This window comes from bacterium (genome assembly GCA_037128595.1).
Lineage (GTDB): Bacteria > Verrucomicrobiota > Kiritimatiellia > CAIKKV01 > CAITUY01 > JAABPW01.
Genome location: JBAXWB010000036.1, coordinates 1 through 25,659, shown reverse-complemented (window position 1 = coordinate 25,659; position 25,659 = coordinate 1). Strand labels below are relative to the sequence as shown.

Below are 25,659 nucleotides of genomic sequence, written 5' to 3'. Positions count from 1 at the left end.
AATTTATGAAAAGGTTACGCCGGTCACAAAAGGACCAATTCGGATATTCGCGTCTTCCGGATTCAGGACAACGGCCCCATTGATCACCAGGTTCTGGATGGAGACGCGCTCCACCCTGCGCTCCAGATCGTATCCTGAGATTTCAGACGCCTTATCGGGTCCCGAGTAGGTCACATCCCGGATAATGACATTCTGAATTTTTTGCCCGGGCTTGGGATTGTAATCATCATTCTTGTACACCCTGATATTGAAAATCTGACCGGCACGGACCTCCTCGATCCGGATCCCCGAGAAGGTGATATCGCGCACAACATTGGCATCACCGGCATTGACCGCCAGCGCCCCCTGATACTGCTCGAGGATTTCATCGTGAAGCAGAATATCAATATTCTCGATCAGGACATCCTCGATGAGGTCGCCCTCCTTTTCGTGCCAGCCATGAATCCCGATCATGACGGGATGCGCCACGTCAGCCCAGAAGACGGAATTCCTGACGCGGATATGGCGGGTGTCCCCGTAAAAATCCCAACGGTGGCCGTAGATGGCGATGCAGTCATCGCTGGTCCGCAGAAACACATCATCAACCTCCAGATGGGTCGTGGACATGCAGTCAATTCCATCCGCCCAGAGCGAGGAGCTGATCGTCTTGATATTCCGTATCGATACATGGTCGGACTGCCCGACATAGACGGTATAGTGATTCGGATTGAGAAACAGGATCCCCTCCAGCGTGATCTGGCGGGCGAAGGTCACGCATACACCGCGGGTGTCCGGCCGGGTCTTGTCATAGGTTTGCACCGGCATCCACTCGCTCAAATCGACTACCCCGCGCCCGCAGATCCGAACGTGATCCACATGGTCACACACAATTCCCTTCGTTTTCAGGACGGCCCCATAAGGGAGGTAGAGGGTCTGGCCACTCTGGAGGCGGAGAAACCCGTCCCCCCCGATATGATGAATACCGGGCGGGTAGGTCACGACCCCCTTCCCGGCGGGATCGGGAACAGAGGTCTCTAAATCATTTGCGAAAAGATGCAGGTTATTCAGGGTATCGCCGTTGATTTCGATCGACAGCTTGCGAGGGTGGATCAGGGTGAAGCCGATTTCCCGGTCGCTCATCCGGCGGGCCTTGACCTCATCATGCAGAGGCCTGATCTTCCATGAAGTAATGGCCTGCGCGAAAGTCACGGAGACCTCGACGGTGCCGGTGAAATCAAAGGAGCCGATGGAAACGATGCCGGTTTGGCGAAGCCCGACCCGTGCATTACAGAGGCTGACGGGTTGCCAAGCCTCCCCCGGACTCCGGATATTCACCGAAAACAGTTTCTGCCGGTCACTCAAAAACTCGCTCTGATTATTGAAAATCGTGTGCATCATGCCTACTTTCGTAATGGTGTTGAGGGTGCCGAGGGGCCGCCCTTAAGTCAAGTTTAACTGGCAGGGCAGACGCATCTTAATCGAGCAAAACAAAGGAATTTCAGGGCCAACAGGAAAAGATAAAGAATTACCGGAGACACGGAGGTTTAGGGAGAAAAAAATACAACCGTGGCGTTTATTTCGCCCTCATGTGTACATGAGGCCAAAACAAACGCCACGGTTTCCTGGAGGAATCCGGGAGAATACTTCGACAATGCTTCTTCGGCCAAGTCGGGAAAGGTCTTCTTTAACCCCTTTTTCTCGTGGTATTTCTCCAGAAAACCGTTGCGGAATTTCGAATTTCGGTACTCCGGAATTGAAAATTCAGCAACATTATCTTTGAATTCTCTCTCTAAATCTCCGTGTCTCCGTGGTAAATCCCCCTGCATTTCGAGTGTTATAGATGCGTCTGCCCTCGGCCAAACTGCTTGCAAAGGGAGCTGGTTTTTCTATTATCGACCGCTATGTCATTAATGACCCGCCAAGCCCAGCTGTCAGGGCAAACCGCCTTGTTGCGCTTTGCCAAATTAAACCCTTTGGGAGCCAATCTGGCCATCGGGCCCCTGATCACGGTCTTGGCACTCACCTATGGGGCCAGCGATTTTGAAACGGGCTTGATGTACGCCAGTGTCCACCTCTGCGGAGTGGTGGTGCTGATTGCGCCCGCGCTCTGTGCCGGCATGGATGCCTCCCGCGTCTACAGCCGCGCCTGGTTTATCCGGAGTTACCTGGGCATGGCCTATCTGGCGCTCCCCTTTCTGCCCGGAAATCAGGTAAAAATATGGGTGCTCATTGTGGTCTATTTCGGATTCATGGCCGCCCGCGCAATCGGGGTCATTGCCTCACAGGTCGTGATCAAGGCCCTCAGCCGTCCGACTGAACTGGGAGAGGTCGTCTCCCGCCAGTTCACCTGGTGGTATATCGGGACCATTGCCATCAGCGTGCTGTCCGCCCTCATCCTGAACCGCTCGGCCTGGTTTCCCAGTCAGGAGTGGGCCTTCTTCGCCATCCTGGTTCTGGGCATCTTCCTCAACTTTGCCTCCTCCCTGGCGTTGCGCCGCCTTCCCCCTACGGGCGCCCTTCCACGGGGCTCGCCCATTTCATTGCTGACCGCGATCCCTTCGGTGCTGCGAAATCCGGAACGGCGCGAGGTCATGCTCCTGGCCCTTCTCACCGTCCCAATGGGGATTGCCGCCGGATACCAGCTGAACTATCTCAAAGTCGTCCTGAAACTCTCGGCCGATATCGTGTTCATGACCACGATCGGCGGCATGGTCGCCATGATGGCGGGATCCCATATGGCGGGCATCATCGGGCGCAGCATCGGCTTCCGCCCCCTTCAATTCGGCGCCCATGCCACGCTGGCGGTCTGCGGCATCATCATGGCCTGGGCCAGCCTCCTTCCCGCCCCGCTCCAGCCCATCATCGCCATTACCCTCTTCATCATCGCCTCGCTCTGCATGTCTGTCTCAGGCACCATTTTCAGTGCGTTAAGCATTGATCGCCTGGGTGAAACCCAACGCGTTGAAATTTCCATCATCTTCCAGCTGACCGCCACGCTAGCCGCCGGGCTCGGACTGGGCGTGGTGGCGCTCGCCAAAATGCTCAGCAGTCCCGGAATCCCGGGCGGTCACCTCTACAGTCATACCTGCCTGGTCTGGGCCCTTTTCAGTCTGGCGGTCTGTTGGGCCAGCCAGCGCCTGCGTCGCCCCGGGGATGGGACCTGGGGGGATATTGCCGTGCTCCATCCGGCCAACCTGATGACGGCCGTGCGCCTGCATCAGGTGGAAAACTCCAAGGAATCCCTGGTGGAACGGATGCATAGTTTTGAAAACGTATTGACCAGCGGAACCGCCGTAAGCCGGGCCCATATGCTTCAGTTCCTGCATTCGCCGGATCCCGCTCACCGGACCAGCGCCTACCGCTCTCTCTGCATCAATCCGCTCCCCGCCACGGCACCGATCGTACTTCAGGAGGGCCTGAATCCGGAGTCTCCGTTACGCCGCGAAGCCTTAACAGCTCTGGGCTTCCTCAATGATCGGTCCCAGATTCCAGCCTTGCGTCATCTTCTTGAGGAGGCTTCCCCGCGAGTCGCGGCCACCGCGTTTAAAACCCTGATGCGACTCGGCGAACGCCTCCCGGAAGCTAAGGTGCTGGCCTGCTGGCAGGCCTGGACCGATCCCGCTGACCGGCTGGAGCTCCTCGTAGGCCTTTCCGCCACCCGTCAGATTCCCATCTTGTGGGAACTGGTCCGCGCCGAACTTGCCACCAGCCAATCCGGGAGCTTCCTTCGCGTAGTGCTGCTCTATCTCGCTGATGCCCTGGGCGAGCGGACCGAGATCTGCGAGATATGGGACGCGGAGGAGAAAACCCCGGGCAGCGGTCAGGCCTTTGTCCTCGGCGACCTCGGCGACCAACCCGCCTGGGCTGATCTGGCTGATCCCGGAACGGACCGGTTGGCCTGGCGTGCGAGAATCGCCACGCGCCTGAAATGCCCTTGCGTTCCTGATGACTCCACCGCCATCTCGCTGCTCTTCCTTGCCAGCAAAATGGCCACGTAAGCGGCTGCTTACGCAAACACCCTGTCCGGGGCACTGATAAGGTGGCGTTAAATCGGCAAGGTCTATACGACACCTAGAGCCGCACGAACCTCATCACGCAGAGACTTGCAGATTTTTATAGCTTGGGCCGCATTCTCCTTTTGCGCCGATTCTCCAGGATACCGAAACGCCACCGCAAATTGGTTAAGCACGCCCAAATCAGGACGGAATGCATCCCAAGTCGGTTCCACAGCAATGACAAGATCGAGCAAGTGGATCAGGTTATGAGTTTTCACAATAGCGATATCCGCTTCCTGCAGGCGAGCCTTGAGGTATTTTTCGGCTGCTTGCTGGGCGTGAAAACATACCGCATCGAAATTCGGCAGGCGACGCACACGCCATTCCCGGCATGCCGTCCGGTAATCACCATCAGCCTTGGCTATCCACTCATGCGTTAGGAGCTTCATACAATAACTTACCGCTCGTGGCCTCTTTTAAGAAAAAATCATTCATGGCCACACGACGCTCAATATCAGTAGGTGTCCGTATGACCAAATCCACAGCAAATGAAGGGCTCAATTTCCGGATCATCTCAGCTGCCTTACTAACGCCACTTCCCTTGAACGGCATCACAATCAAGAGATCCACATCAGAATCCGGGCGGGGCTTGCCTCTGGCATAGGATCCAAACAAGACAATCCGACTGGGTCGGTATTCTTCTACCAACCGACTGCAAAACATCTTTATGTCTCCAATTGCCACCATTTTTCAAATCTGCCATATAACGCCTCGTCTTTCAATCCTGTTATCAATAGCTTTGTTAAATTTGAACAGAAGCCTGAAAAATCACGAAGCTCGCCAGCCACACCAGCCACACCCTGCTTGCGTTTCCCACTGGATTCATGCATCTTCTCCGCTATGAAACCCTATGGACATTTCTCTCCGGATGGTCGTGAATTTATCATCACCGCCCCCCTTGCCCCCCCGCGGGCGCAGGTCAATTTTCTCTGGAATGACACCTTGATCTCCGGACTCAATCAGTTCGGCGGAGGGGACGGTGTGTTCAACAACCAGACCCTCACGCTCAACCATCCGGAGGGCCGCGTTCGCCTGATCCGGGATGGACGACGCTATTTCTACCTGCGCGACACCGACACCGGCACCCTCTGGAACACCGGCCTGTTCCCGATCAACACACCCGATGCCTGCTTCACCTCCCACGTCGGCCTCGGCTATTCGACGTTCGTCATGGAGTGGAATGGGATCACGACGGAAAGCCGTGTTTTTCTGGCCGCCGATGAACCGGTTGAGATCTGGGAATTCTCCATCCGGAACACCTCGGATCACCCACGCCACCTCTGGTTTGCCCCCTATGTTGAATGGTGGCTCGGCGGTTACACGACGTTTTCCAGTCCCTATTCCTACCTGCGCAGCACCTACGACCCCGCTCACCGCGCCGTGCTGAGCTTCAACACCTCCGACGAACGCCCTCATCAACGCTATAATGCCTTTGTAGCTACTGACGGCGAGGTGCAACAGTGGTGCGGGGGGCGTCGCGACTTCTGCGGTCCGTTCGGCTCCCCCATCCAGCCACGCGCCCTGATCGATGGCGCCATGTCCTGCAAAGAGTCCTGGTGCGAGGAACTGGCCGGTGCCCTGGCCATCCCCATCGAACTTGAACCCGGCGCCTCCCGCCAGGTGACCGTATTGCTGGGCAGTTTCGACACGCTGGCCGAGAAGGACCGCCTCATCACCAAAGTTATGGCACCCGCCTATCGCCTCCAGACCTGGAATAGCCTGCAGGCGGAAAAGTCGGCCATGCTGTCACGCGTCCAGGTGCAGACCCCGAATGAGCAGATCAATCGCCTCGTCAACGTCTGGGCCAAGCAACAGATCCAGTTATGCGTGGAATTCGGACGGGATGGGGCGCGCGGCTTCCGGGATACGCTTCAGGATGCGTGGGGCATCCTCCCGTTCAATGCCCCGCTGGCCAAGGCAAAAATCAAAGAGACCCTGGCTCACCAATACAGCGACGGACATGCGATCCGGGGCTGGCTCCCGCTTCAGCCTCATCACTATTCCGACGGACCCACCTGGATCACCCCGACGGTTGACGCCTATCTCAAGGAAACGGGCGACCTCACGATCCTTCAGGATAAGGTCCCCTTTCTCGACCAAGGTGAAGCCACGGTGCTGGAGCACATGCTCAAGGGCGTGCGGCACTTGAGCGACGATCTGGGCAGCCACGGCCTGGTCCTCGCCCATGAAGGTGACTGGAATGACTCCCTTAACTGGATGGGACGCGCCGGGAAAGGCGAGAGCGTCTGGACGTCTATGGCCCTCTATTACAGTTTAAACATTCTCGCCGAAATGGCGCGTGAGGTCCTGAATGATGCCGTGCTGGAAGCGGAAATGCGGCAGCGGGCCACCCGGATTCAAGCGGCCATTGACCAGCATGGCTGGGATGGCGAATGGTATCTGGCGGGCTATAGTGACTTCGGCAATCCGGTCGGTTCCGCCAAAAACAAGGAAGGCCGGATTTTCCTCAATACGCAAACATGGGCGGTGATGACCGGCCTCGCCCAAGGCGAACGTAAAGCCGCCTGCCTGAAGGCCATTGACGGGATTCTGGAGTCGGAGCATGGCTCCCTGACCCTGACCCCGCACTATACGGCGGCCGACCCCAATGTCGGGCGTGTCACCATGCTTTTGCCCGGCATGTATGAAAATGGTACGCCATATTGCCACGGCACCGCCTTTAAAATCGTGGCCGACCTGACGGCGGGACGCCCTGATCAGGCCCTGGCCAGCTATCTCAAGGTGATGCCCGACAGCCCCGGCCATCCCTCGACCGTCTCCGGTTGCGAGCCCTATGCCTTTACCAATCAATACCTGGGCCCGGCCAATGGCCGGTCGGGTGATTCGATCAGCGGCTGGATCACCGGTGCCGCGGGATGGATGTTCCGCGCCGTGGTGGAGTACTTCTGCGGAATCAAGCCGGGTTACAAGGGAGTGACGATTGAGCCCTGTTTGCCCTCCGACTGGAATCAGGTTTCCGTCCAACGTGAGTTGCGGGGGAAACGCTATGAGGTCTCGATCACCCGCAAGGCCGGCGGCTATGCCATCACGGTCAATGGCCGCGCCTATCAGGGCGAGATTATCCCTTATTAACCTTTCATCAGGAGCCAGATACCATGCCACCCTTATCACACCTTCGTCCTGCCTCGCTGAACCGGTTCTGGTTCGGGGCCGCCTATTATCCTGAACATTGGGATGCCAACACCCGGGCGGCGGATCCGGCACGTATGGCCGCGGCCGGATTCAATATGGTCCGCATGGCCGAATTTGCCTGGAACCTGATTGAGCCCTCCGAGGGGCACTACGACTTCACCCTTTTTGATGAAGCGATCCAACAGCTCGGGGCACAGGGGATCCACACCCTGCTCTGCACGCCCACGGCCACTCCGCCACGCTGGCTGACGCTCAAACACCCGGAGATCGCCGCAATGAATGAAAACGGGCTGTGCATGGAACATGGCTCACGCCAGCATGTCTGCCACGCCAACCCGGTGTTCCGCAGTTATTCCCGCGCCATTACCCGCGCCATGGCGGACCATTACCGGGCCAACCCCTATGTGGCGGGCTGGCAGACTGACAACGAACTTCATTGCCATTTCAGCGAATGCCATTGCCCGAGCTGCCAGCACGCCTTTCAGGATTTCCTGCGTCTTAAATTCAAGGGGGATATCACCGCCCTGAATACCGCCTGGGGAACAACCTTCTGGGCGCAAACCTATGATGATTTTACGGCCATCCCGACCCCTAAAAATAACCGACCCACATTTTCCAATCCCGCCCACCAGCTCGATTATGCACGGTTCGTTGCCAGAGTCGTCGCACAGTTCCAGCACGACCAGGTCGTGACCCTGCGCGAAACCAATCCCCGCTGGTTCATCACACACAACGGGTGCATGAAGCATGTGGATTATCGCGGTGAGTTCGGGCAGGATCTGGACGTGCTCGGCTATGACTGTTATCCAATGTTCTGCACCGACCCTGCGGAGCGGCAGGCCTCGCAGGCCTACCAACTGGACGCCGTTCGCGCCTGGTCAGGCAATTTCATGATCCCGGAACACCAGTCCGGCCCGGGCGGACAGCAGCCCTACTTCCAAGATCATCCCGAGCCGGGTGAACTCCGGAAAATGACCTACGTCTCGATCGCACATGGAGCGGACAGTCTTCTCTATTTCCGGTGGCGGACCTGCCGGTTCGGGGCCGAGGAGTACTGGTGCGGCATTCTGGATCACGACAACGTGCCGCGCCGGCGCTATGATGAAGTCAGTCAGGTTGGAACTGAACTGAAGCGGATCGGCCCTGAACTTGCGGGGACCTACGTCCATGTGGACGTGGCCATCGCCGGCGCGGACCTGGACCAGGATCAGGCGTATCCCACGCTCTCTTTCGGACTTCCCAGTCACTCGGATATGGCTGCCGCCATTCACGGCGTCTGGTATCGGAAGGGCTATGCCACCGGTGTCATTCATCCCACGGATGACCTGTCATCGCTCAAGTTGTATATTATTCCGCACTGGGTGGTGTTCAATCCTGACTGGGTGCCGCTTCTGGAAACCTTTGTCCGGAACGGAGGGACGCTGGTGATTGGCGCCCGGACCGCAACACGGGACCAGAATAACAATGTCGTACCGGAAACACTACCGGGCTGCCTGCGCGAACTGGCAGGTGTGACGATCGAGGAATATGGCCGCCAGAATCAACCCCAAGCCCGCCCTCTGGCCTTCTCGCTCAAGGGGAAAACGGTGACAACCGACTTTTGGTATGAGTCGCTCAAACTGGAAGGCGATACCAAGACCCTGGCGAAGTGGTCCAGCCGGCACTTAAAAGGCCAGCCCGCCCTGTCGATCCGCAAACTCGGCAAAGGGTCCGTGGTGTATGTGGGAACCTACATGACCCGTTCCGTTGCCAGCAGCCTATTGCCTGTGCTGGCTCAACAGGCGGGCCTGAAACCGCTCTGGCCTTCGGCACCAACCGGCGTCGAGATCGTACTACGCCAGAACGACAACCAGAAGCTTTGGTTCCTGATCAACCACAACGAGAAAGCCATCTCCCTCAAATCGCCACCACGGGGGATTGACTTGATTACCGGAAAACGTGTTCCGGCAGTCCTTCACCTCAAGGCGCGCGATCTGGCGATCATTAAACAAGAACTGCGTTAACCCTATATCCGGCCGTTAAGACCACTACGAAACACGCGAAATTCGCGAAAGGTATTGATCATTAAGACATTGCAGGAAAATTTTAGTTAAAATGATCTTCACCCAGCGGGCGTGGAAACCATTCCAAAAAACGATTTCCCACTCTTCTTCGTTACCAACATACTATTTTCGCGTCTTTTGCGTGTTTCGTAGTTGCTGCTCTTTTTAGACTAACACCCGGGCGAGTCGAGAGATTCTACTGGGCCAACAGTGGAGCCAGTTTTGAGGCGACCCGCCGCATCGCCTTGATCAGCTGGGCACAACGTGGGGCCGGACAACGGAACGCCGGGGCATAAAGCCCGAGTGCGCCCCAGGCGTTGTGGTCGGGGCCGTAAACAGGACAAGCCAGACCCACCAACCCTTCGCGGCGGGAGCCGGTCTGACACCAGCCTTGTTCCCGGAGTTCGGTCAGGGCGGCGGTCAGGGCTTCCTCGGTTTTGATGTGATCCCAAAGCGGACCCGGCATCCCGTTCTGTTCCAGGATTTGCTGCCGCTCCAGATTGCCCGCGGTCGCCGCCAGCATCCGGCCGGTGGCCCGCGCAAAAAACGGCCGGTTCGCCATAGGGGTGTGGGCCACCTGAATGGGTTGCGTACTATCCACACGAGCCAATTCAACGCGGTTCCCATTGACCAGTACGGTCAAGAGGCAGGCCTCCCCCTCCTGATCAGCCAACTGCTTCAGCTGGGCCTGGATCTGGCCCAGAACCAGGGGAGCGGCGAGCCGGTTCATGACCCCTAATTGCCGGCACTTCACGCCGGGCACATAGATGCCATGTCCGGTTTTCTGCACATACCCGCAAGCCGTCATGGTCTTGAGGAGATTATGCACGGAGTTGGACTGCAAGTTCATGCGCTTCGCCAGCTCCGCGAGTGAGGTGGCTTCTCCGTGCAGATCCCCGGCTATGATCAAGTCAAGAAGGTCGAGCGCCTTTTTCAAGGATCGCACCGGTACCTTCTTCACTTGAGACTCACTCGCGGTCTTCATTTTAATTCTTTCGCTCAGGTTCGGCTTGGCCGGGTCGCCAGCGGACAATTGATGACACACGGTTCCGCCACCACCGGTCGGTACTTCTTGATCGGATCATGCTGACGCAGTCCGGCCGCCAGGGCTTCGGGTGTGATCGGGTCCGGCGCCACCAGATCCACCTTCGAGCCAAGGTACTTAAATCCACTTTCACCGGCCAGCACATAACGCTTGCACCAATTGCAGCGATTCGCATCGATTCTGGCGAACGAGAACGTACTGGCTTCACAGGTCAGGGTGACCCGTTTATCCGTGATGGCCTGGGTAGCACAGGTGCTGATGCAGGGCTTGCCATCGCACTCCTCGCAGGCAGTCGCACCGGGGGCGGGCGTAAAGACCGGAGAAGGCGAGAGCGGGGCATCGGTGACAATGGCCACGCAACGCTGGCGGATACCGAATTCGGGCGTGGCCAGGTGACCACTTTCCGTGAGCCAGCCCAAACCAGCGGCCACCCCGGCAAACCGGTTGCTGAAAATATCCGGCTGCGGGCCGCGTGGATTAGCGGTAACCGAATCCGTTCCCGTCAGATCCATCGTGAGGGCGGCCCGGTAGCCTAACGACTCCAGTTGCTTGACTAGACGGTAGCCGATAATGGTTCCAACCCAGTTTGTAACATAGGTCTGGAAGGCATAGGGTCCGACCGCCTCCGCCGGGGGACGGGTCGCCCAGCGCAATACTTCCTCATGGTAGCGTAGCCCGAAAACCAATACGGACTTGGCCCCGGCAAGCCAGTCACCAGGTGTCTTCACGACCCGCTTATTGGATTCGACTACCGGATCCCACGGCGTAAACCGGATGGAGTGGTCCGTGGCGTCAAGCACGACCCCTGCTTCAAAAACCGGACGCAGTTGATCCGCCAAGGCGTTCAGGCGCGAAACGGGGGCCACGCCCACCAGATCAGCCCCATATTCCCGGGCCAGAGCGGCCAAATGACCGGCCAGGTCCGCACGGGCGTTCCCCCGGTCCAGACGCGTGGGAGCGCTATCGGGCAACCGTTTTTGAGGAGGGATGGGCAACCGGGTGACCACGGTATTGGCCAATACCTTGCGGCCGGCCAGTTCGGGAATGAGCGCGAGCAGCTGTTGTGTCAGGGAAACGCCTTCCACCTTGTCCACATGCGAGCCACTGGACTCGATGCTGGTCAGAGAGCGGAAGCCGAGCTCCTCCAGATTACGGGTGAGATCAAAGCAGAGCGAATCCACCTGATGCCGGGCACCAAAGAGGAACGGTCCGTCCCCAGCGTCCGCCGGACAGGTCACCGCCAGAACTACCGCGCTGGTGGCGCCGGGCAACCAGGTGCCCAGCTCGATCCCGGCCGTGTGCAGGGACGCCGCGTCCAGCACGACCAATGCCTCGGCACCATCGGCCATCGCGCGGGAGAGGAGTCGATCCCGTACCGCCCGCGACATCTTCTCCGCATCGGCACTGGCCCAATGCATCCGCATCGGGGTTTTTGAATAGCTCCGGTCAAACGAACGGATGGGTTTAGGTACGCAAAACTTAAGGCATTGGCCCATTTCCCCCGAACGGATGCCGTGGGCTTTGATGTTGTCCAGAATGACCTGCTCGGTCACCACTTCGGGAATGTCCAGATCCAGATCCAGATCGAAATGCTCACCCCAGGCGCAACGCCAGAGGTTCTTGTTCGGGAAGCGATATTCATACGGGCTAATTTTCAACACTTTCTCGCCGTTGATTTCCTTGGACAAGGCATGGGAGGGGCAGTGTTTGCGGCAAAGCATACACTGATCGCATACGGTCCCTGGCGGAATGAGGGGATCGGGCTCGATGATGGCGTCCGTGATGACGGTGATAAACCGGTTACGCGCGCCGTATTCAGGCGTCAGCGCCAGGCCATTGAAACCGATGTCCGCCAGCCCCGCCACGACCGGCATATAGATGTTGCTGACATCCGGCGCAAAGACCGCCTTCAGCTCCTTGTACTGGTTGTAGCGCCAGATATTGCTGGAGGCGATCGGAATCGAGCCATACCCCTGCTGCTCCAGAAAGGTGGCCATGCGGTAGGCCATTTCATCCAGCCGCGAGTTCATGAGATACTGCACCGAATACGGGCCGATCTCCTGGGAATGGCGTTCCCCCCCGAGTTCGATACAGGCGTCAGGATGATGCAGGCCCATGACCAGCACTGTACGGGCCCCCGGAAAGACCCCCTGCGGACTCATCATAATCGGCGCCTGCTCGCACCGTTCAATATTGCCGAATCCCACCAGATCCGCGCCCAACTCATACGCCCGGTTCTTCAATGCGTCCTTCAGATTCATATCCCTCGGCTCCTTTTGATATTCCACAATATTGAACTTTATTCTTAATATGGAATACTAATAAGGGATGCACAAGATGTCAAGATGGGGAAAACGGCCTCTAGATGCGCTGCTCCGTCTTGCAATCGAAGAAGTGGGCTTTGTCGATAAACACGGCCGGTTCAGCGGCCTCGCCTACCTGGAATTGGCGATGGGCATCCACCCGGCTGATGAAGGTCGTCTCGGCCACGCGGAAGTAGATGTAGGACTCCGACCCCATGGGCTCCACGACTTCCACCCTGGCCTGGATTCGCGGCGCACCAGGCAATCCCTCGGCCGTCGCGGAACCAATGTCTTCGGGTCGCAAGCCCAATGTCACCGGCTTGTCAACATACGCCGCCAGGGCGGCCTTGTCCTTCTCCGGCACCGCCAGCCGCATGCCGCCTTCCCCCTCAAACGTCACCCGCCCGCTGATCACCCGGATGGTCCCCTCGAAGAAATTCATGGGGGGCATGCCAATGAAGCCGGCAACAAACCGGTTGACGGGAGTGTTGTAGAGCTTGAGCGGTTCATCCACCTGCTGAATCAACCCGTTTTTCATGACCACGATTCGCTGCCCCATCGTCATGGCCTCAACCTGGTCATGCGTCACATAGATCATCGTGGTATTCAGCTGATGATGGAGCCGGTTGATCTCAACCCGCATCTGCACCCGCATTTTGGCGTCCAGATTGGAGAGCGGTTCATCGAACAGGAATACCGCCGGCTTGCGCACAATGGCGCGCCCCACCGCCACGCGCTGGCGCTGTCCGCCTGACAGGGCCTTGGGCCGGCGCTCCAGCAGTTCGCCGATGCCGAGGATCTGGGCCGCCTCCTGCACCCGCGCCTCGATCTCCTTGGCGGGAAACTTCCGCAGCTTCAGTCCGAAGGCCATGTTCTCCTTGACCGTCATGTGCGGATAGAGGGCATAGTTCTGAAAGACCATGGCGATATCCCGGTCTTTGGGCGGCACATCGTTCACCACCCGGTCCCCGATGCGGATCACGCCTCCGCTGATTTCCTCAAGCCCTGCCACCATGCGCAGGGTGGTAGACTTACCGCACCCGGAGGGTCCGACAAAAACCACAAACTCGCCATCCCGAATTTCCAGATTGAAGTCCGACACCGCTTTCACGTTGCCGGCATAAATCTTATCCACATGTTCCAGTGTCACTTTGGCCATATTATTTCCCCATTACCCCTTAACGGCGCCCTCCGTCAGGCCGCGCACGAATAATTTCATTGAGAACACAAACAACAGGATGATCGGGATGCTGGCTAAGGCATAGCCCGCCATCAGAGGGCCCCAGAATTTGAGATATTCCCCGGCCATTCGCAGCAACTGGACCATCACCGGCAGGCGCGAATGATCGCGCATCACAATCAATGGCAGCACGAACTCATTCCAGGCGGCCACAAACTGCATAACCCCGACCGTCCCCAGGATCGGACCCGACAGCGGCAGAACCACATTGCGAAGTTGCTGAAAATGCGAGGCGCCGTCAATTTCGGCCGCTTCATACAGATCGCCGGGAATGTCGGCCACGAAATTGCGCAACACGAAAATGGCAAATACCTGGCCGGACGCCGCCCCCACCAGGATCAGTGCCGCCAGCGTGTTGAGCAGATTCAAGTCTCTCAGGAGACGGAACAACGGCACCAGATTGGCGATCATGGGCATCATCATCAGAATCAGGATGGCATTCCAGAAGAAGGCGGACATCGGCATTTTCTGGCGCGCAAAGAAATAGGCGGCCAGCAGGGCAAAGCAGAGCGTCAGCACCGTGGCGCTGACGGATATGAAGATGCTGTTGGCCACCGTGGGCATCACCAACCGCCAGGCCTCCACCCAGTTCTCGGGATGGAACGGGGGCGTCAGGGCGGTCGGCGCGGCATAGAACTGGGTGTTCGTCTTGAAGCTCACGACCACCATCAGATAGAGCGGCAGAAAGGCAAACGCCAGCACCGACCAGATGGTCAGATGCTTGGTCAGGCGCAGACACCCGTCCCCGAATTGACTCAGCCGCCGGTAGAAGGGATTCGTCTGTCGCTCGAAGGCGCGGCGGATGCGCGCCTCCGCCATCGCGCAGGCGGCCCGCAACGCCGCATCGCGCACGACCAGCGCGGCCGGCGCGGAGCGCGGCCGGGCCTCCTTGCGGTTGGGATCCATCAGCCAGGTCAACCCCTTCTGCAACGCAATCACAATGATCGTCAGCACAATCCCCACCGCACAGGCATACCCCATTTCCTGCTCGATAAAGGCCTTGCGGATCATGAACAGCGCGGGCACCGTGACCGCCCCGCCAGGACCGCCATACATCCCCGCCAGGGCCAGAATCATTCCGGCATCCTTGATGGTATCAATGATGACGAACACCAGTAGCAGGTAGATGGACCCCATAATCAGCGGCAGCTCGATTTTCGTGAACTTCCGCCACCAGTTCGCCCCGTCGATCTCCGCCGCTTCGTAGACATCCTTGCTGATTCCCTGAAGCTTGGCCAGGTGCGTGAGAACCGCAAACGACCCCACCCAGGGGAATCCCCAGACAATACACGCCACCAGGATCAGGCGTGGATCGCCCAGCCAGGCGGGAGACTGACCCTGGACAAAAATGCCGCCCCAGTGAAAGAACTGGTCGAGCGACACCAGGACCCCAAACAGTCCCGTGGAATTCAGGAATTGGTTCAGGTAACCGGAGGTGGCCTCAAAAAAGAAAGAGCGCCAGATCAACACCACCACCAGCCCGGGAATCACCATGGGCACCACGAACATCGTCCGATAGAAAAACTGCAGCTTGACGCTGCGGCACCGGTGGATGCACACGGCCACGAGCAGGGCGGGAATCATCTTAACCACATTCCAGCCACCCAGGATGAGCGCCACTTTGAAGGACTTCCAGAACTCCGTGGATTTGCATAAACTGATGTAATTATCGAGTCCGACAAATTCAGAGATATCCGACCCGTTCCACCGGAAGAAGCTATGGAACACCCCGCTGGCCGCAGGGTAATAGATGAACAGCCCGATCAGGCACAGCGCGGGCAGGACAAACAGGTAAATCTCCCAATGGTGCTTGATTTCCCGCCACTTGATATCACGACCCGCCATCGCTACTCCCCCCCCTCTGCCCACTGCCCACCGGCAACTGCTTACTGTTAACCCGGGCGCGGACTTTTTCGACTACCGCCGGGCTGAACTCATAGAAGCCGCCGGGATTGGCCAGGGGCTCCGCATCCAATTGCTTCTGCAGGTAGGCGGCATCCAGGTCCCGGTTCAGCAAGCGGATCGCCAGCATCTGACGGTACCTGATCCAACGCGACTGGGCCTGCCGAGGCACCTTTTCCTCAAACGCCGCGGCACGAACCTCCGCCAGAAGCTGCTCATCACGGACCATGCCCCGCCGCCGGTTGCGCCCCATTTCCTGAAGCTCCCGGACCCCGCGTTCGAGATAAAACGGCAGGAATTCAGAAGCCATCTGCAGATAGCCGATCTGGTTCACTTGGAAGAGCGAGTAAAGCTGCTGCCACTTGATGAGCGTCTCCCCGCCAAGGGTCATCGGCATGCATCCAAATATCCCCTCCAGGTGGGGGTTGAACGGCTCCAACATGGGCGACACGCGAGTCCCCTTGATGGCCGGGATCCAACCCATGATGCGGTTCAGCTCCTCATTCCCCGACTGGCTACCGAGAAACCGCAGGAAATCGACCGCCACGTCGGGATATTTACAGCTCCGGGTAACCGAGAAGGCGAACGACGAGGTCGGCCGCTCATAGACCGGCCCTTCCGATATGGCGCCGAACTCGGGGTCATCCGCGGCCGGCACCGGAAAATCCATGATCCCGACCTTAAACACCCCGCGCGCCTGCTCGTGCAGGCTGCCGACATCCCAGGTTCCGGTCGTCATGAACACGGCCCTTTGCTGGGCAAACAGGAAGATCGCCTCATCCCGCCCCAACCCGGTGAACCCGGCCTGGAACTGTTCGGTCAGATGGCGGAGCATCCGGAACTTGGCCTCAAACGGCGGGAAATTGAAATCCAGCCGACCGGTCTTAAACGCAACAAAGAGCTCATCATTCCCCACCGAACCATCGCCATTGAAGTCGGCCCGCCGCACCGCGCCATAGGTCAGCGGTTCAGCCATCATGCTCTCCCACATCGCCATATGATACGCCGACCCGGCGATGGGGGTATAAGGCTTCCCCTTGGCATCCCGCTGGCTTCTGATCTGGCGGCAGACTTCGAGAAAGTCACGATAGTCGCGGGGCGCCTCGGTCCGGCCCGTGAGTCGTTTCAGCAAGTCCTTGTTATAAAAGATCCGGACCCCGAATTGCGCGAGCGGGATCTGCATGTATTCCTGCAACTCCTCCAGATAGACCGACCGCATCACATCCTTGTAGGTGCTGCGCCAGGGAACGCCTTCCAGTTTGGTTCCCTTATTATAGGGATTGGGCTGGTTCACGGCCACCGTCATCGGCAGAAAATATCTCCGGTAATACCCGAGCATGACATTGTAAGGAATGCTGCCGCCGCCGATTTCAATGATATCCGGGGCCGTCCCTCCCATCAACTGGGTGGACATCCATTGCGCATAGGTCACCTCGGGGACGGCGTCCTGGATGATGCGGACCTTGGGATGCAATCCATGATATTTCTCCGCCATGGCGTTGAGGGCCTCCCGCACCCCCGCCTCCAATTGCCAGTGCCCGATCCGCAGAACAATATCCCCCTCCGCCGGCGTCGCCTCATGACGGGCGTTCAAGATGGACACCGCGGACCAGATGAACGTGGCGCCCACCACGATCAGGGCGGAATTCTTTTTAAGAAAGGGACCGATGGCACTACTCACGGGGTCGCGCCCTCCGCCCGCAACCGGGCCTCCAGTTCATCCATCCGCTTGAGTTCCTGTTTGGCAATGAATACCTTCTGCTCGCCGGGGTACTCCTCAATCAATTTCGTGTAATACTCACGAGCCATCGCAAAGTCTCCGACCCCGAATTCAGCGAGAGTGGCCAGTTGCCAGTAGGTATAAGATAAATCCTGGATGGGATTGGCCGGATCGATTTCCGCCGTTTTCCAGGCCTGCATCGTCGCCTCCAGTCTCAGGTCGTTTAACCCGAGCATCAGACCGCAATGCGCGACCAACCGGAAGGCCGCACTGTGCCAGGGGCTTTGCGGATGGGTTTTGAGAAACTCCTGCAAGGACTCAAGCACCACTCGGGTCCGGGCCTCATCCGGTGCCGCCAGTTTTGCCGCCTGCTGGAGCAGAAAGGCCTCCTCCCCGGCGGGATGAAATGGAAACCGATCGATCACGTCCTGATAGGCGGCCACCTGTGGCTCCAGTTCCGGGGCTTCCCCATTGTCGGGCATGGCCGTGATCCGGGCTAACCCCAACCAACTCCAGGCCGCCAGATGGTTAGTGGGCGCCAGCTCAATCACCTGGCGGTATAATTGCCTGGCCTGCTCGAGATCCTCACCCGGCCGGCGTAGAGACCACGTCGTCGCTTCCCCATACAAGGCCGCCAGATGCTCCGAGCCTCCCTTGGGCGAATGCATCTCTGCCATCTGGAAGTCCTTCAGCGCCAGAGAGTATTCACCCAGCCGATAGTTTTTCCAACCGGAACTCACCTTGGCTTCGGATCGGCTTTTATCCCGGGACAGCGCGTTTTCCTTGAACCGGTTCAGCGCCAGAAGGTGTGCTTGAGCGGCCTTTTCTCCCGCCTTACCGGGATCCCGCGCCTCTTCAGCATTGATCCGGAGAATCTGCCACACCTGGTCGTGGTCATACCGCCTCCCTTCAGACATCACCGTCATGGGCCCCAGCAGTTCGATCTCGCTGTATTGCCCGAATTCGCCGCCCCCGGCAAATACCTCCGCATCACACCCATTGTCGGGGTAGGTCACACCGGACTGCAATTCATGGGATAGCAGAAGCATTGCCCCATCCGTTTCGAAGCAGGCGGCAACCCAGCCAGCCTTCAAGGACGCGTCAGGCATGACGCCCACCTTCTGACAGGCGATGTCATCATTTTTCAGCGACAGCACCGACTGATGGGTCGAAAACAAGCCAGGCAGAAGTTCTCCCAGTTTCCGGTAACGCAGGCCATCATCCTCTTTACCCAGCGGAAGCAGGCAGAAGGAGGGACGCCTCACCTGCGTCACAGACCATACCGTCATGTCCACACTGCCCCCCCGCTGTTTTTTGAAATACTGGCGGACATTGACTAAGGGTTCCTTGGGGTCCATGACGAACTCGCGCACGCAAACTGACCCAAAGTCGGTATCTTCCGGCGAGGTCATCCGCACCCCGCCCGGGATCGGCTCCGCAGTGGCACGCCCGCCATCAAACGAATAGGACGGGGGCCAACGCCGCCCCGTATACTTCCGCCAGAGGTCTAGCGACGTGGGCCACACCTTATCGCCGCCGAAGTTATGCCAGTTGGTCCCCGCCTCCTGAACCATCCCGCCATTGACTTCCGGGGCCACCCACAGCAGATTGGAGCCGCCTGTCAGGGAAAAGCTCATCACATGATTGATAGCAGGCACGAGAATCAGTTCGCAGCTCCGATTGGAGATTTTCCAGGAGTTGGTCCAGCCCATGAAATCAGTGGTCTCGACCGTCACCCGGCCCCTGTCAACACAGCCTCCCGCCAGAACAAGGCCGAGCAATAGGAATAGGTATCTTCGCTTCATCATGGGCGCAGAATATAACACGACTGTTTTCGATTGTCCCAAACCATTTTTTATAAGATTATCCTTCACATGAAACCACCCTCTTGTCCCGATCTGATCCCCCTGACTGGCACCATTCACGAAACAGGAAAATCTCAACGCCTCCCGGCCTGGGTGCGCGTGACTGATGGCCAAGGCAATATCATTCAGGATGCCGGCGTTCATGAATCCCTGCGTGGATTCCCCTGTGATGGCGCATTCGAGCTAGATCTCCCTCCGGGCCAATACGATATTGCCGTTCATCGCCTGATCAGCCACGAATGGTTCACCCGGACGATCGTGCTCGAGGCAGGAACTCCCCAGACCCTGACCTGCGAATTAACGCCCTGGTTCGATCCAAACGCTGCAGGGTATTTCTGCGGCGAAAGCCATGACCATCTCAATTATCAACAGGACCCCAAGGGGGTGGTGCGGTACTGCGAAGCGCTCGGGATCAGTTATGTGGACGTCTGCCAGGGATGGATGCACCGCTGTGAAACAGATCGCGTCGTTTCAGGCGATGAAATCGCCGCCCGGCTCGAATCGTACTCTACCCCGGCTTTCCATCTTTATTTCGGCGGCGAACGACCCAAGAAACGCTTTGGCCACACCTGGTGGACCAACCTCACCCCGTTCAAGGATCCTAATGGCGAATACATGGGATGGCATGACCCGGATTATGTGAAGTTCAGCAGCCAACAGACCCGTACGGGTGTTGAAGTCGAGCCGAACTGCCCTTTCACCGGCGAGCTTCCCTTTTCCGTGTGGCGCCGGTTTCAAGCCCAGGGCGCAGTCGGGGTGGCGGCCCATCCCACCAGTTGGTGGATGGATCGCGCCGACCAGACGGTCATCACCACCAACATGGCCAGTGACCTGATTTATGGCCTTCTCGCCGGCTGTACCCCTGATGCCATTGTGGCCATGGGCTACGATCCTGACCAGATTTTCTATCAGAACGTCTGGTTCCATCTGCTCAATGAGGGTTACCACCTGCCTGCCGTTGCCGAAACGGATGGGGACCTCCATGGCGCCCATCATATCGGCCAAATCCTGGGCTACACCCAAACCCCCAGCCGGACCTATTCACGGACCGGCGTCGCGGAAGGGATGCGGACCGGCAGGACCCTCATGACGAGCGGCCCCTTTGTCATCTTTACAGCGGATGACGGCCATTACCGGATGGGCGATGAAATCACCCTGGATCATCCCGGCCACCAGCTGGAGGTCGAAGTCTGGTCTGACCCCGACCCCGGGGAGTTCCTGAGTGGACTCATTGTTTATCGCAATGGCCTCCCGATTCTGAAGCAGGATCTGCGTGACCAGAAACCCCGCCACCACCGGCTCATCCTGCCGGTCACCGAACACGGGGACCGGGCCTGGTATGTGGTCAAGGTTTATGGAAGCAACTACCCGACCGACGACCGTTTTCTGGATGTATTCGCCTACGCAGAACTCTGTGAGGCGGAGTTGCATTCTGAATATACGGCCATCAAGCAGGTGGCTCTGACCAATCCCATCTATTTTGTTCCGCGCGGCTGGACTCCGCCCGCCCCGGTGCAATGCCACCTTCATCTGGAGACGCTCCCCGGCGCCCATGTGGCCATCTCGGTCCTGGGGGTCGTTCAGGAGAACCTCACCGCCAACGCCCGGGGCCAACTCGAGGCCGTGGTGTCACCCCTGGCCGAACTGACCATTACCGCGAACGGGATCACCCCCATGACGCGGTCCATCTTCCTGGACTACGCCCCGGTGCGGCGTCATGTGGAATTCAGTTTCACGGGACAGTGGCGCGAGAAAACCAAGAGCGGCATGCTGCCGGGGCAGGTTCCCTGGTGGGGCTTCGCCTTTGAACCCCTGCGCCAATCCCTTCAACATATTTACTGGAACATTATGCCGGAAGCCGGAAAATAGGAGTATCGCCCATGTCGCTTAACCGCCATCCCCCCATCAATCCGAAATTCCCTCATTTCATTCACGGGGGAGACTACAGTCCCGAACAATGGCCCGCCGAAGTATGGGATGAAGACATGCGCCTCATGGGGCTGGCCGGGTGCAACACCATGACGGTGGGCATTTTTTCATGGACGAAACTGGAACCGGAGGAAGGGCGTTATACCTTCGACTGGCTTGATCGCATCATGGATAAGCTGGCGGCGCAGAACCGGTTTGCCATCTTGGCCACCCCAAGTGCGGCGCAGCCGGCCTGGATGTCCCGCGCCTATCCTGAAATCCTCCGGACCCATATCGACCGCCGCGCCCCCCTGCACGGGTTCCGGGTGAACTATTGCCTCTCCTCTCCGATCTACCGAGCCAAATGTGCAGAGATGGCCACCCGGCTCGCAGACCGCTATAAGGATCATCCAGCCCTGTTGCTCTGGCACGCCTCCAATGAGTATCACGGCTACTGCTACTGCGAACTCTGCAAGGCCGCCTTCCGCGAGTGGCTGAAAAAGAAATACACGACCCTCGAGCGGTTGAACGAGGCCTGGTGGACGGCCTTCTGGAGCCACACCTATACCGACTGGGATCAGATCGATGCGCCGGGCTGGTGGACCGGCGAACGCGGCCTGGGCGAAATCAGCATTCATGGACTGACCCTTGACTGGCGGCGGTTCATGACGGACCACACCATCGACTTCATGCTCAACGAAATGCGACCCCTGCGCCAACTGACACCCGGAGTCCCCGTGACCACCAATATGATGGGCACCTATGTCGACCTGGATTGCTGGAAAATGGCACCCCACATGGATCTGGTCGCCTGGGATAGCTATCCCCTCTACCATGATCGCGCGAACATGCTGGAGCAGGCCGTCAGCACCTCCTTTCAACATGACCTGAACCGTTCGCTCAAAGGAGGCAAACCGTTCCTGCTGATGGAAAGCACCCCGAGCGTGGCAAACTGGTGGCCGGTGGGAAAACTCAAACGGCCCGGCGTGCACCGGATGGCCTCACTTCAGGCGGTGGCTCATGGCGCTGATTCCGTCCAGTATTTCCAATGGCGTCAAAGCCGGGGCTGCGGCGAAAAATTCCACGGCTCCGTTGTGGAGGTGTCAGGACAGGAAAAGACCCACGCCTTCGCCGATGTCGCCGATGTGGGGCACCTGCTCTCCCAACTCGATCCGGTGATCGGCACCGTGACCCCGGAGCAAGTGGCGGTGATCTATGACTGGGAAGTCCGCTGGGCCATTGACGGCAATGGCAGTCCCCGACACCAGCGCCGCGACTATGAGCTGACTTGCAACCAGCACTACCAGCCGTTCTGGCAGAGCGGGATCCCCGTTGCGGTGGTTGACAGCACGCATGATTTTTCAGGTTTCAAGCTGGTGGTCGCCCCCATGCTCTACCTTCTGCGCCCCGGCGTGGCGGAACGCCTCACGGCATTCGTGAAAGCGGGCGGCACCCTGGTGGTCACCTACTGGAGCGGCCTCTCGGATGAGAATGATCTCCTCCTTGAAGGCGGCCGGCCGGGCGGGCTCCGCTCCGTTCTGGGAGTGTGGGTCGAAGCGACGGACGGGCTTTACGACGACGAAAGCAACAGCGTGGTTCCTACGGCGGGCGCGCTCCCGGGCCTGACCGGTCCCTATAAGGCAGAGTTGTTCTGCGATATGGTTCACGCCGAGGGGGCTGAGGTGGTGGCCACTTACGGCAAGGATTTCTACGCCGGCCAGCCGGTGCTGACGGTCAATCGTTTCGGAAAAGGCAGTGCCTGGTATATTGGCGCCCGGACCGAACCGGCCTTTCTCAAGGACTTCTACGCGGGCCTGATCAGCCAACTCGGCCTGCGCCGGGTGCTGGAGGCCGATCTCCCGGAAGGCGTGACCGCCCAGTTAAGAACCGACGGGGCCACTGACTTCCTGTTCCTGATCAATTTCACGCCATCGGTGCAGACTGTCACGCTCCATGAAAAAGGCTTGCAGGATTTCCTCACCGGCACCCCCGTGAAAGGCTCCCTTCAATTGGCCAGCCATGGAACGGCGATTCTAAAACGACCGGCCTCATTCTAGCCGCATGCAGACGGCTCGCCCTACCTGTTTAAAATCGGGTGTTTCTGCGTTTGGGTAGGGCGAACCGTCCCGGTGAGCCGCTGTGGCAACTGAGCGGTCCACACCGGGTTCAGATATCCAACCGCCATAAGGCCATGGTCTCGGGCGGAGCGTTGAGCTCCAGCGAAGTGACGGGGCCGGCGGTTAACCATTGTCCGGCAAACAGGTCAAAGACCCGGACGGGCTCCCTGAACTGAACGCAACGCCGCTCTGCAAGCCCCGTATAGATACCCAGAAAACGATCGTTGGCATAAACCAGATCGCCGGGCGGAGTATAGGCATGGGCCCCGGCGCCCCTGACCAACCCATGGAGAATGGATTCGGGCAGAAGCGGGCCCGCATTGAAAATGGAGGTGAAGCCTGGCCGGCGGGTCAGCGCCAAAGCGGGCCTCGATACATCACTCCAATCGGCCACCACCTCGTCAGCGGCCTCCGGACGCAGCCCCAGTCGCGGGGCCGCCGCGAAAGACTCCGGCGGGGGGTAATATTTCATGCGGGCCGTGTAGTCCTCTCGCCGGACGCCCGTCCCGTACTCCAGAGCGGCCGGCCAGGTCGCAGCCCCAGCCCGTGTTCTGAAGGTCCAATCACCGGAAGCCAACGGCAACCACTCCACCTCAAAACCCGTCAACTCTTTCACGCCCGACAATGTCGGACCGTTATCACCCAGCAAGCCGGGCCACAACGTCCAAATGGCAGCACAACCCGTCGCACCTAACTTCTGATGCAAGCGCTGGCGCAACGCCGTATTGACCCGGAATAGGTTTACAAAATACACCATCCGGGCCTCGGGCCAGTCGTAATCCAGAAAATCGTTCAAGGTGATCTGGGTCCAGGGCATTCCGGTGCGAAGCAGATGCCATTGTTTCTGCACCCCGAACAACGGTACGGTCATCGGCGTATTCGGCGTGGTCCAGCGGAGGCTCTCCTCATCAACCACCACCAGGCACTCCGGCCGCCCGGCCTGTCTTAATTCCATGTTTTCGTGCGTGATGACCTGGAGGCGCGCCAACGTGTCACGCAGCGCCGGATGCTTGAAGGCTCCGCCAAAAAGGTCAACCCAGGATTGATCCTGACCCGCCGCCAGCGAGGTTGCAAAATCCCGTTTCATCAGTTCCACCGCTTCGGAAGCGGTGCGCGGCACCCGGATAAAGGACTGCCACCCATAACTGTCATCAGCCAGCTTGATATCGGTGGAGTTAATGTAAAGTTTGCCGTGGCGGGTCATGGAGCCGGGCAGGGTCTGTGAACTATTCACTCCGCCGACGCCCCGGTTGGTGTAGTCATAAGGACTGGCCAGGAAATCAACATCGTCGGAATTCAGCACGCGCTGCAGGGCCAAATGCCCATTGCGAACCGGCCCAGGGAAATTGGTCTGGGTCCACCAATATCCATAAAACCCGCCCACCAGCCGACGCTCCGGCGTCGCCTTGCGGGCCGCACGGCATAGATCCAGAAAGGCGTCCGCTTGCGCATCCGATAAAGCCGCCGCAAAATCAGCCGCCGGTCCGTGATGGCGCGGATCCAATAACGGGGCGGCCTCCCGCGCCGGACGTTGCTCCGGTAGGGGCATCGGAATGGAGTTAAAGTCACGTACAGGTTGACGCCAGGCGGCGGCCAAGGCGGCAGGAGTGAGATAGCGCCGGCGTAACCATTCCCGGAAATAGTTACCCATGGGCTCACTGTAGTCAAAGAGGACGTCGTCCGTATAATTTCCCCAATTAAACCACTCATACGACAACCCCGCGCAGAGATAATATCCGACAAAACGGTCCGGGAAGGCCTCGTCAAGGTGGCGTAGCAGACGGGTCAAGGCTTCGATGGCTTCTGATTTCCAGACCGCTGATGCAAAGGAGTGCAGACAGGGAGACTGCTGGTGATGCCGGTCGAAGTTGTCCAGATTCGGATCAGGCTGGTCGTCCACGGCGGCATAGCGAGGAATGTCCGGGTGTTGTCCGATGATCTCACCGGACATCCGTGAACGGGCCAGGGCCCGTTCACCCGGATGAGCCAGCTCCCACCACTTGAGTTCGGCACCGTCCAACCAGAGCAGCGGAAATAATTTCGCGCGGGGACTGGCGGCACAAAATGCGCCTACGATCTCATCAGTTTCGCGATAATCATATCGCCCCGGCCCGACCCAGCCCAGAGGCAGAGAAAGCCGGAACACTTCAATACCGGCCGCGACAAACTCCGCGAGATGCTCGCGATAGGTATAGGCCATCACGCCTTCAAACGGTCTCCCACCCACTGTCGGGCGGGGCGTATCGTGTAGAGATTCCAGTACCGAAATCATCTAATGAAATAGACAGAGCCCTTGATCAGCCCACCGAAGTTTTCAGGCAGGGCGGGGC

The 25,659-nt window shown here is 58.8% G+C and carries 16 protein-coding genes; 5 read left to right on the top strand and 11 right to left on the bottom strand.

Going from position 1 to position 25,659, the window contains the following annotated elements; translation table 11 throughout:
- Positions 1 to 3 precede the first annotated feature (3 nt).
- Entirely contained in the window at positions 4 to 1,377 is a 1,374-nt protein-coding gene (locus tag WCS52_17315) for a glycosyl hydrolase family 28 protein (GenBank protein MEI6168944.1), read from the bottom strand.
- 146 nt (positions 1,378 to 1,523) lie between these two features.
- Positions 1,524 to 1,850: a hypothetical protein gene (locus tag WCS52_17310; protein ID MEI6168943.1), complete on the bottom strand. Its 327-nt coding sequence runs from the start codon at positions 1,848 to 1,850 to the stop codon at positions 1,524 to 1,526.
- 30 nt (positions 1,851 to 1,880) lie between these two features.
- Here WCS52_17310 and WCS52_17305 point away from each other — a divergent pair, with 30 nt between their 5' ends.
- The gene (locus tag WCS52_17305) at positions 1,881 to 3,977 is read left to right on the top strand and encodes an MFS transporter (protein MEI6168942.1); all 2,097 of its coding nucleotides are present in this window, start codon (positions 1,881 to 1,883) and stop codon (positions 3,975 to 3,977) included.
- 62 nt (positions 3,978 to 4,039) lie between these two features.
- Here WCS52_17305 and WCS52_17300 read toward each other — a convergent pair whose 3' ends face one another.
- Both WCS52_17300 and WCS52_17295 read right to left on the bottom strand, forming a co-directional pair.
- Positions 4,040 to 4,423, bottom strand: a complete 384-nt coding sequence (locus WCS52_17300; protein MEI6168941.1) for a HEPN domain-containing protein — start codon at positions 4,421 to 4,423, stop codon at positions 4,040 to 4,042.
- Complete coding sequence (locus WCS52_17295; protein ID MEI6168940.1) at positions 4,404 to 4,697, bottom strand: nucleotidyltransferase domain-containing protein; 294 nt, start codon at positions 4,695 to 4,697, stop codon at positions 4,404 to 4,406. Before WCS52_17295 ends, WCS52_17300 begins: the two co-directional genes overlap by 20 nt.
- Positions 4,698 to 4,874: 177 nt before the next feature.
- On the opposite strand from WCS52_17295, the gene WCS52_17290 reads away from it, so the two are divergent.
- Both WCS52_17290 and WCS52_17285 read left to right on the top strand, forming a co-directional pair.
- On the top strand, positions 4,875 to 7,127 hold the full coding sequence (locus WCS52_17290) for a hypothetical protein (GenBank protein MEI6168939.1): 2,253 nt from the start codon (positions 4,875 to 4,877) through the stop codon (positions 7,125 to 7,127).
- Positions 7,128 to 7,150: 23 nt separating this feature from the next.
- Positions 7,151 to 9,190, top strand: a complete 2,040-nt coding sequence (locus WCS52_17285; GenBank protein ID MEI6168938.1) for a beta-galactosidase — start codon at positions 7,151 to 7,153, stop codon at positions 9,188 to 9,190.
- A gap of 235 nt (positions 9,191 to 9,425) precedes the next feature.
- Here WCS52_17285 and WCS52_17280 read toward each other — a convergent pair whose 3' ends face one another.
- The 6 genes from WCS52_17280 to WCS52_17255 all read right to left on the bottom strand — a co-directional run bounded on the left by WCS52_17280 (position 9,426) and on the right by WCS52_17255 (position 19,247).
- Complete coding sequence (locus tag WCS52_17280) at positions 9,426 to 10,214, bottom strand: helix-turn-helix domain-containing protein (protein ID MEI6168937.1); 789 nt, start codon at positions 10,212 to 10,214, stop codon at positions 9,426 to 9,428.
- A 14-nt stretch (positions 10,215 to 10,228) separates the two neighbouring features.
- Positions 10,229 to 12,535: a hypothetical protein gene (locus WCS52_17275; GenBank protein ID MEI6168936.1), complete on the bottom strand. Its 2,307-nt coding sequence runs from the start codon at positions 12,533 to 12,535 to the stop codon at positions 10,229 to 10,231.
- A 100-nt stretch (positions 12,536 to 12,635) separates the two neighbouring features.
- On the bottom strand, positions 12,636 to 13,736 hold the full coding sequence (gene ugpC / locus WCS52_17270) for a sn-glycerol-3-phosphate ABC transporter ATP-binding protein UgpC (protein MEI6168935.1): 1,101 nt from the start codon (positions 13,734 to 13,736) through the stop codon (positions 12,636 to 12,638).
- A gap of 12 nt (positions 13,737 to 13,748) precedes the next feature.
- A complete protein-coding gene (locus WCS52_17265; protein MEI6168934.1) occupies positions 13,749 to 15,662 on the bottom strand; it encodes an ABC transporter permease subunit in 1,914 nt (637 codons plus the stop codon).
- On the bottom strand, positions 15,649 to 17,400 hold the full coding sequence (locus WCS52_17260; GenBank protein ID MEI6168933.1) for an extracellular solute-binding protein: 1,752 nt from the start codon (positions 17,398 to 17,400) through the stop codon (positions 15,649 to 15,651). The genes WCS52_17265 and WCS52_17260 overlap by 14 nt, the downstream gene beginning before the upstream one ends.
- Positions 17,397 to 19,247: a tetratricopeptide repeat protein gene (locus WCS52_17255; GenBank protein MEI6168932.1), complete on the bottom strand. Its 1,851-nt coding sequence runs from the start codon at positions 19,245 to 19,247 to the stop codon at positions 17,397 to 17,399. The genes WCS52_17260 and WCS52_17255 overlap by 4 nt, the downstream gene beginning before the upstream one ends.
- Positions 19,248 to 19,313: 66 nt before the next feature.
- On the opposite strand from WCS52_17255, the gene WCS52_17250 reads away from it, so the two are divergent.
- Both WCS52_17250 and WCS52_17245 read left to right on the top strand, forming a co-directional pair.
- Complete coding sequence (locus tag WCS52_17250; GenBank protein ID MEI6168931.1) at positions 19,314 to 21,173, top strand: hypothetical protein; 1,860 nt, start codon at positions 19,314 to 19,316, stop codon at positions 21,171 to 21,173.
- Positions 21,174 to 21,184: 11 nt separating this feature from the next.
- Positions 21,185 to 23,269, top strand: coding sequence for a beta-galactosidase (locus tag WCS52_17245; protein ID MEI6168930.1), 2,085 nt, complete (start codon positions 21,185 to 21,187; stop codon positions 23,267 to 23,269).
- Positions 23,270 to 23,378: 109 nt separating this feature from the next.
- Here the strand turns inward: WCS52_17245 and WCS52_17240 are convergent, their stop codons facing one another.
- Complete coding sequence (locus tag WCS52_17240) at positions 23,379 to 25,532, bottom strand: hypothetical protein (protein ID MEI6168929.1); 2,154 nt, start codon at positions 25,530 to 25,532, stop codon at positions 23,379 to 23,381.
- Positions 25,533 to 25,659: the final 127 nt, after the last annotated feature.

Excerpts from the sequence above, each read along its gene's own strand:
- WCS52_17315 (MEI6168944.1), bottom strand. The coding sequence starts at position 1,377 with ATGATGCACACGATTTTCAATAATCAGAGCGAGTTTTTGAGTGACCGG.
- WCS52_17305 (MEI6168942.1), top strand. The coding sequence starts at position 1,881 with ATGTCATTAATGACCCGCCAAGCCCAGCTGTCAGGGCAAACCGCCTTG.
- WCS52_17300 (MEI6168941.1), bottom strand. The coding sequence starts at position 4,423 with ATGAAGCTCCTAACGCATGAGTGGATAGCCAAGGCTGATGGTGATTAC.
- WCS52_17295 (MEI6168940.1), bottom strand. The coding sequence starts at position 4,697 with ATGTTTTGCAGTCGGTTGGTAGAAGAATACCGACCCAGTCGGATTGTC.
- WCS52_17290 (MEI6168939.1), top strand. The coding sequence starts at position 4,875 with ATGAAACCCTATGGACATTTCTCTCCGGATGGTCGTGAATTTATCATC.
- WCS52_17285 (MEI6168938.1), top strand. The coding sequence starts at position 7,151 with ATGCCACCCTTATCACACCTTCGTCCTGCCTCGCTGAACCGGTTCTGG.
- WCS52_17280 (MEI6168937.1), bottom strand. The coding sequence starts at position 10,214 with ATGAAGACCGCGAGTGAGTCTCAAGTGAAGAAGGTACCGGTGCGATCC.
- WCS52_17275 (MEI6168936.1), bottom strand. The coding sequence starts at position 12,535 with ATGAATCTGAAGGACGCATTGAAGAACCGGGCGTATGAGTTGGGCGCG.
- ugpC (MEI6168935.1), bottom strand. The coding sequence starts at position 13,736 with ATGGCCAAAGTGACACTGGAACATGTGGATAAGATTTATGCCGGCAAC.
- WCS52_17265 (MEI6168934.1), bottom strand. The coding sequence starts at position 15,662 with ATGGCGGGTCGTGATATCAAGTGGCGGGAAATCAAGCACCATTGGGAG.
- WCS52_17255 (MEI6168932.1), bottom strand. The coding sequence starts at position 19,247 with ATGATGAAGCGAAGATACCTATTCCTATTGCTCGGCCTTGTTCTGGCG.
- WCS52_17250 (MEI6168931.1), top strand. The coding sequence starts at position 19,314 with ATGAAACCACCCTCTTGTCCCGATCTGATCCCCCTGACTGGCACCATT.
- WCS52_17245 (MEI6168930.1), top strand. The coding sequence starts at position 21,185 with ATGTCGCTTAACCGCCATCCCCCCATCAATCCGAAATTCCCTCATTTC.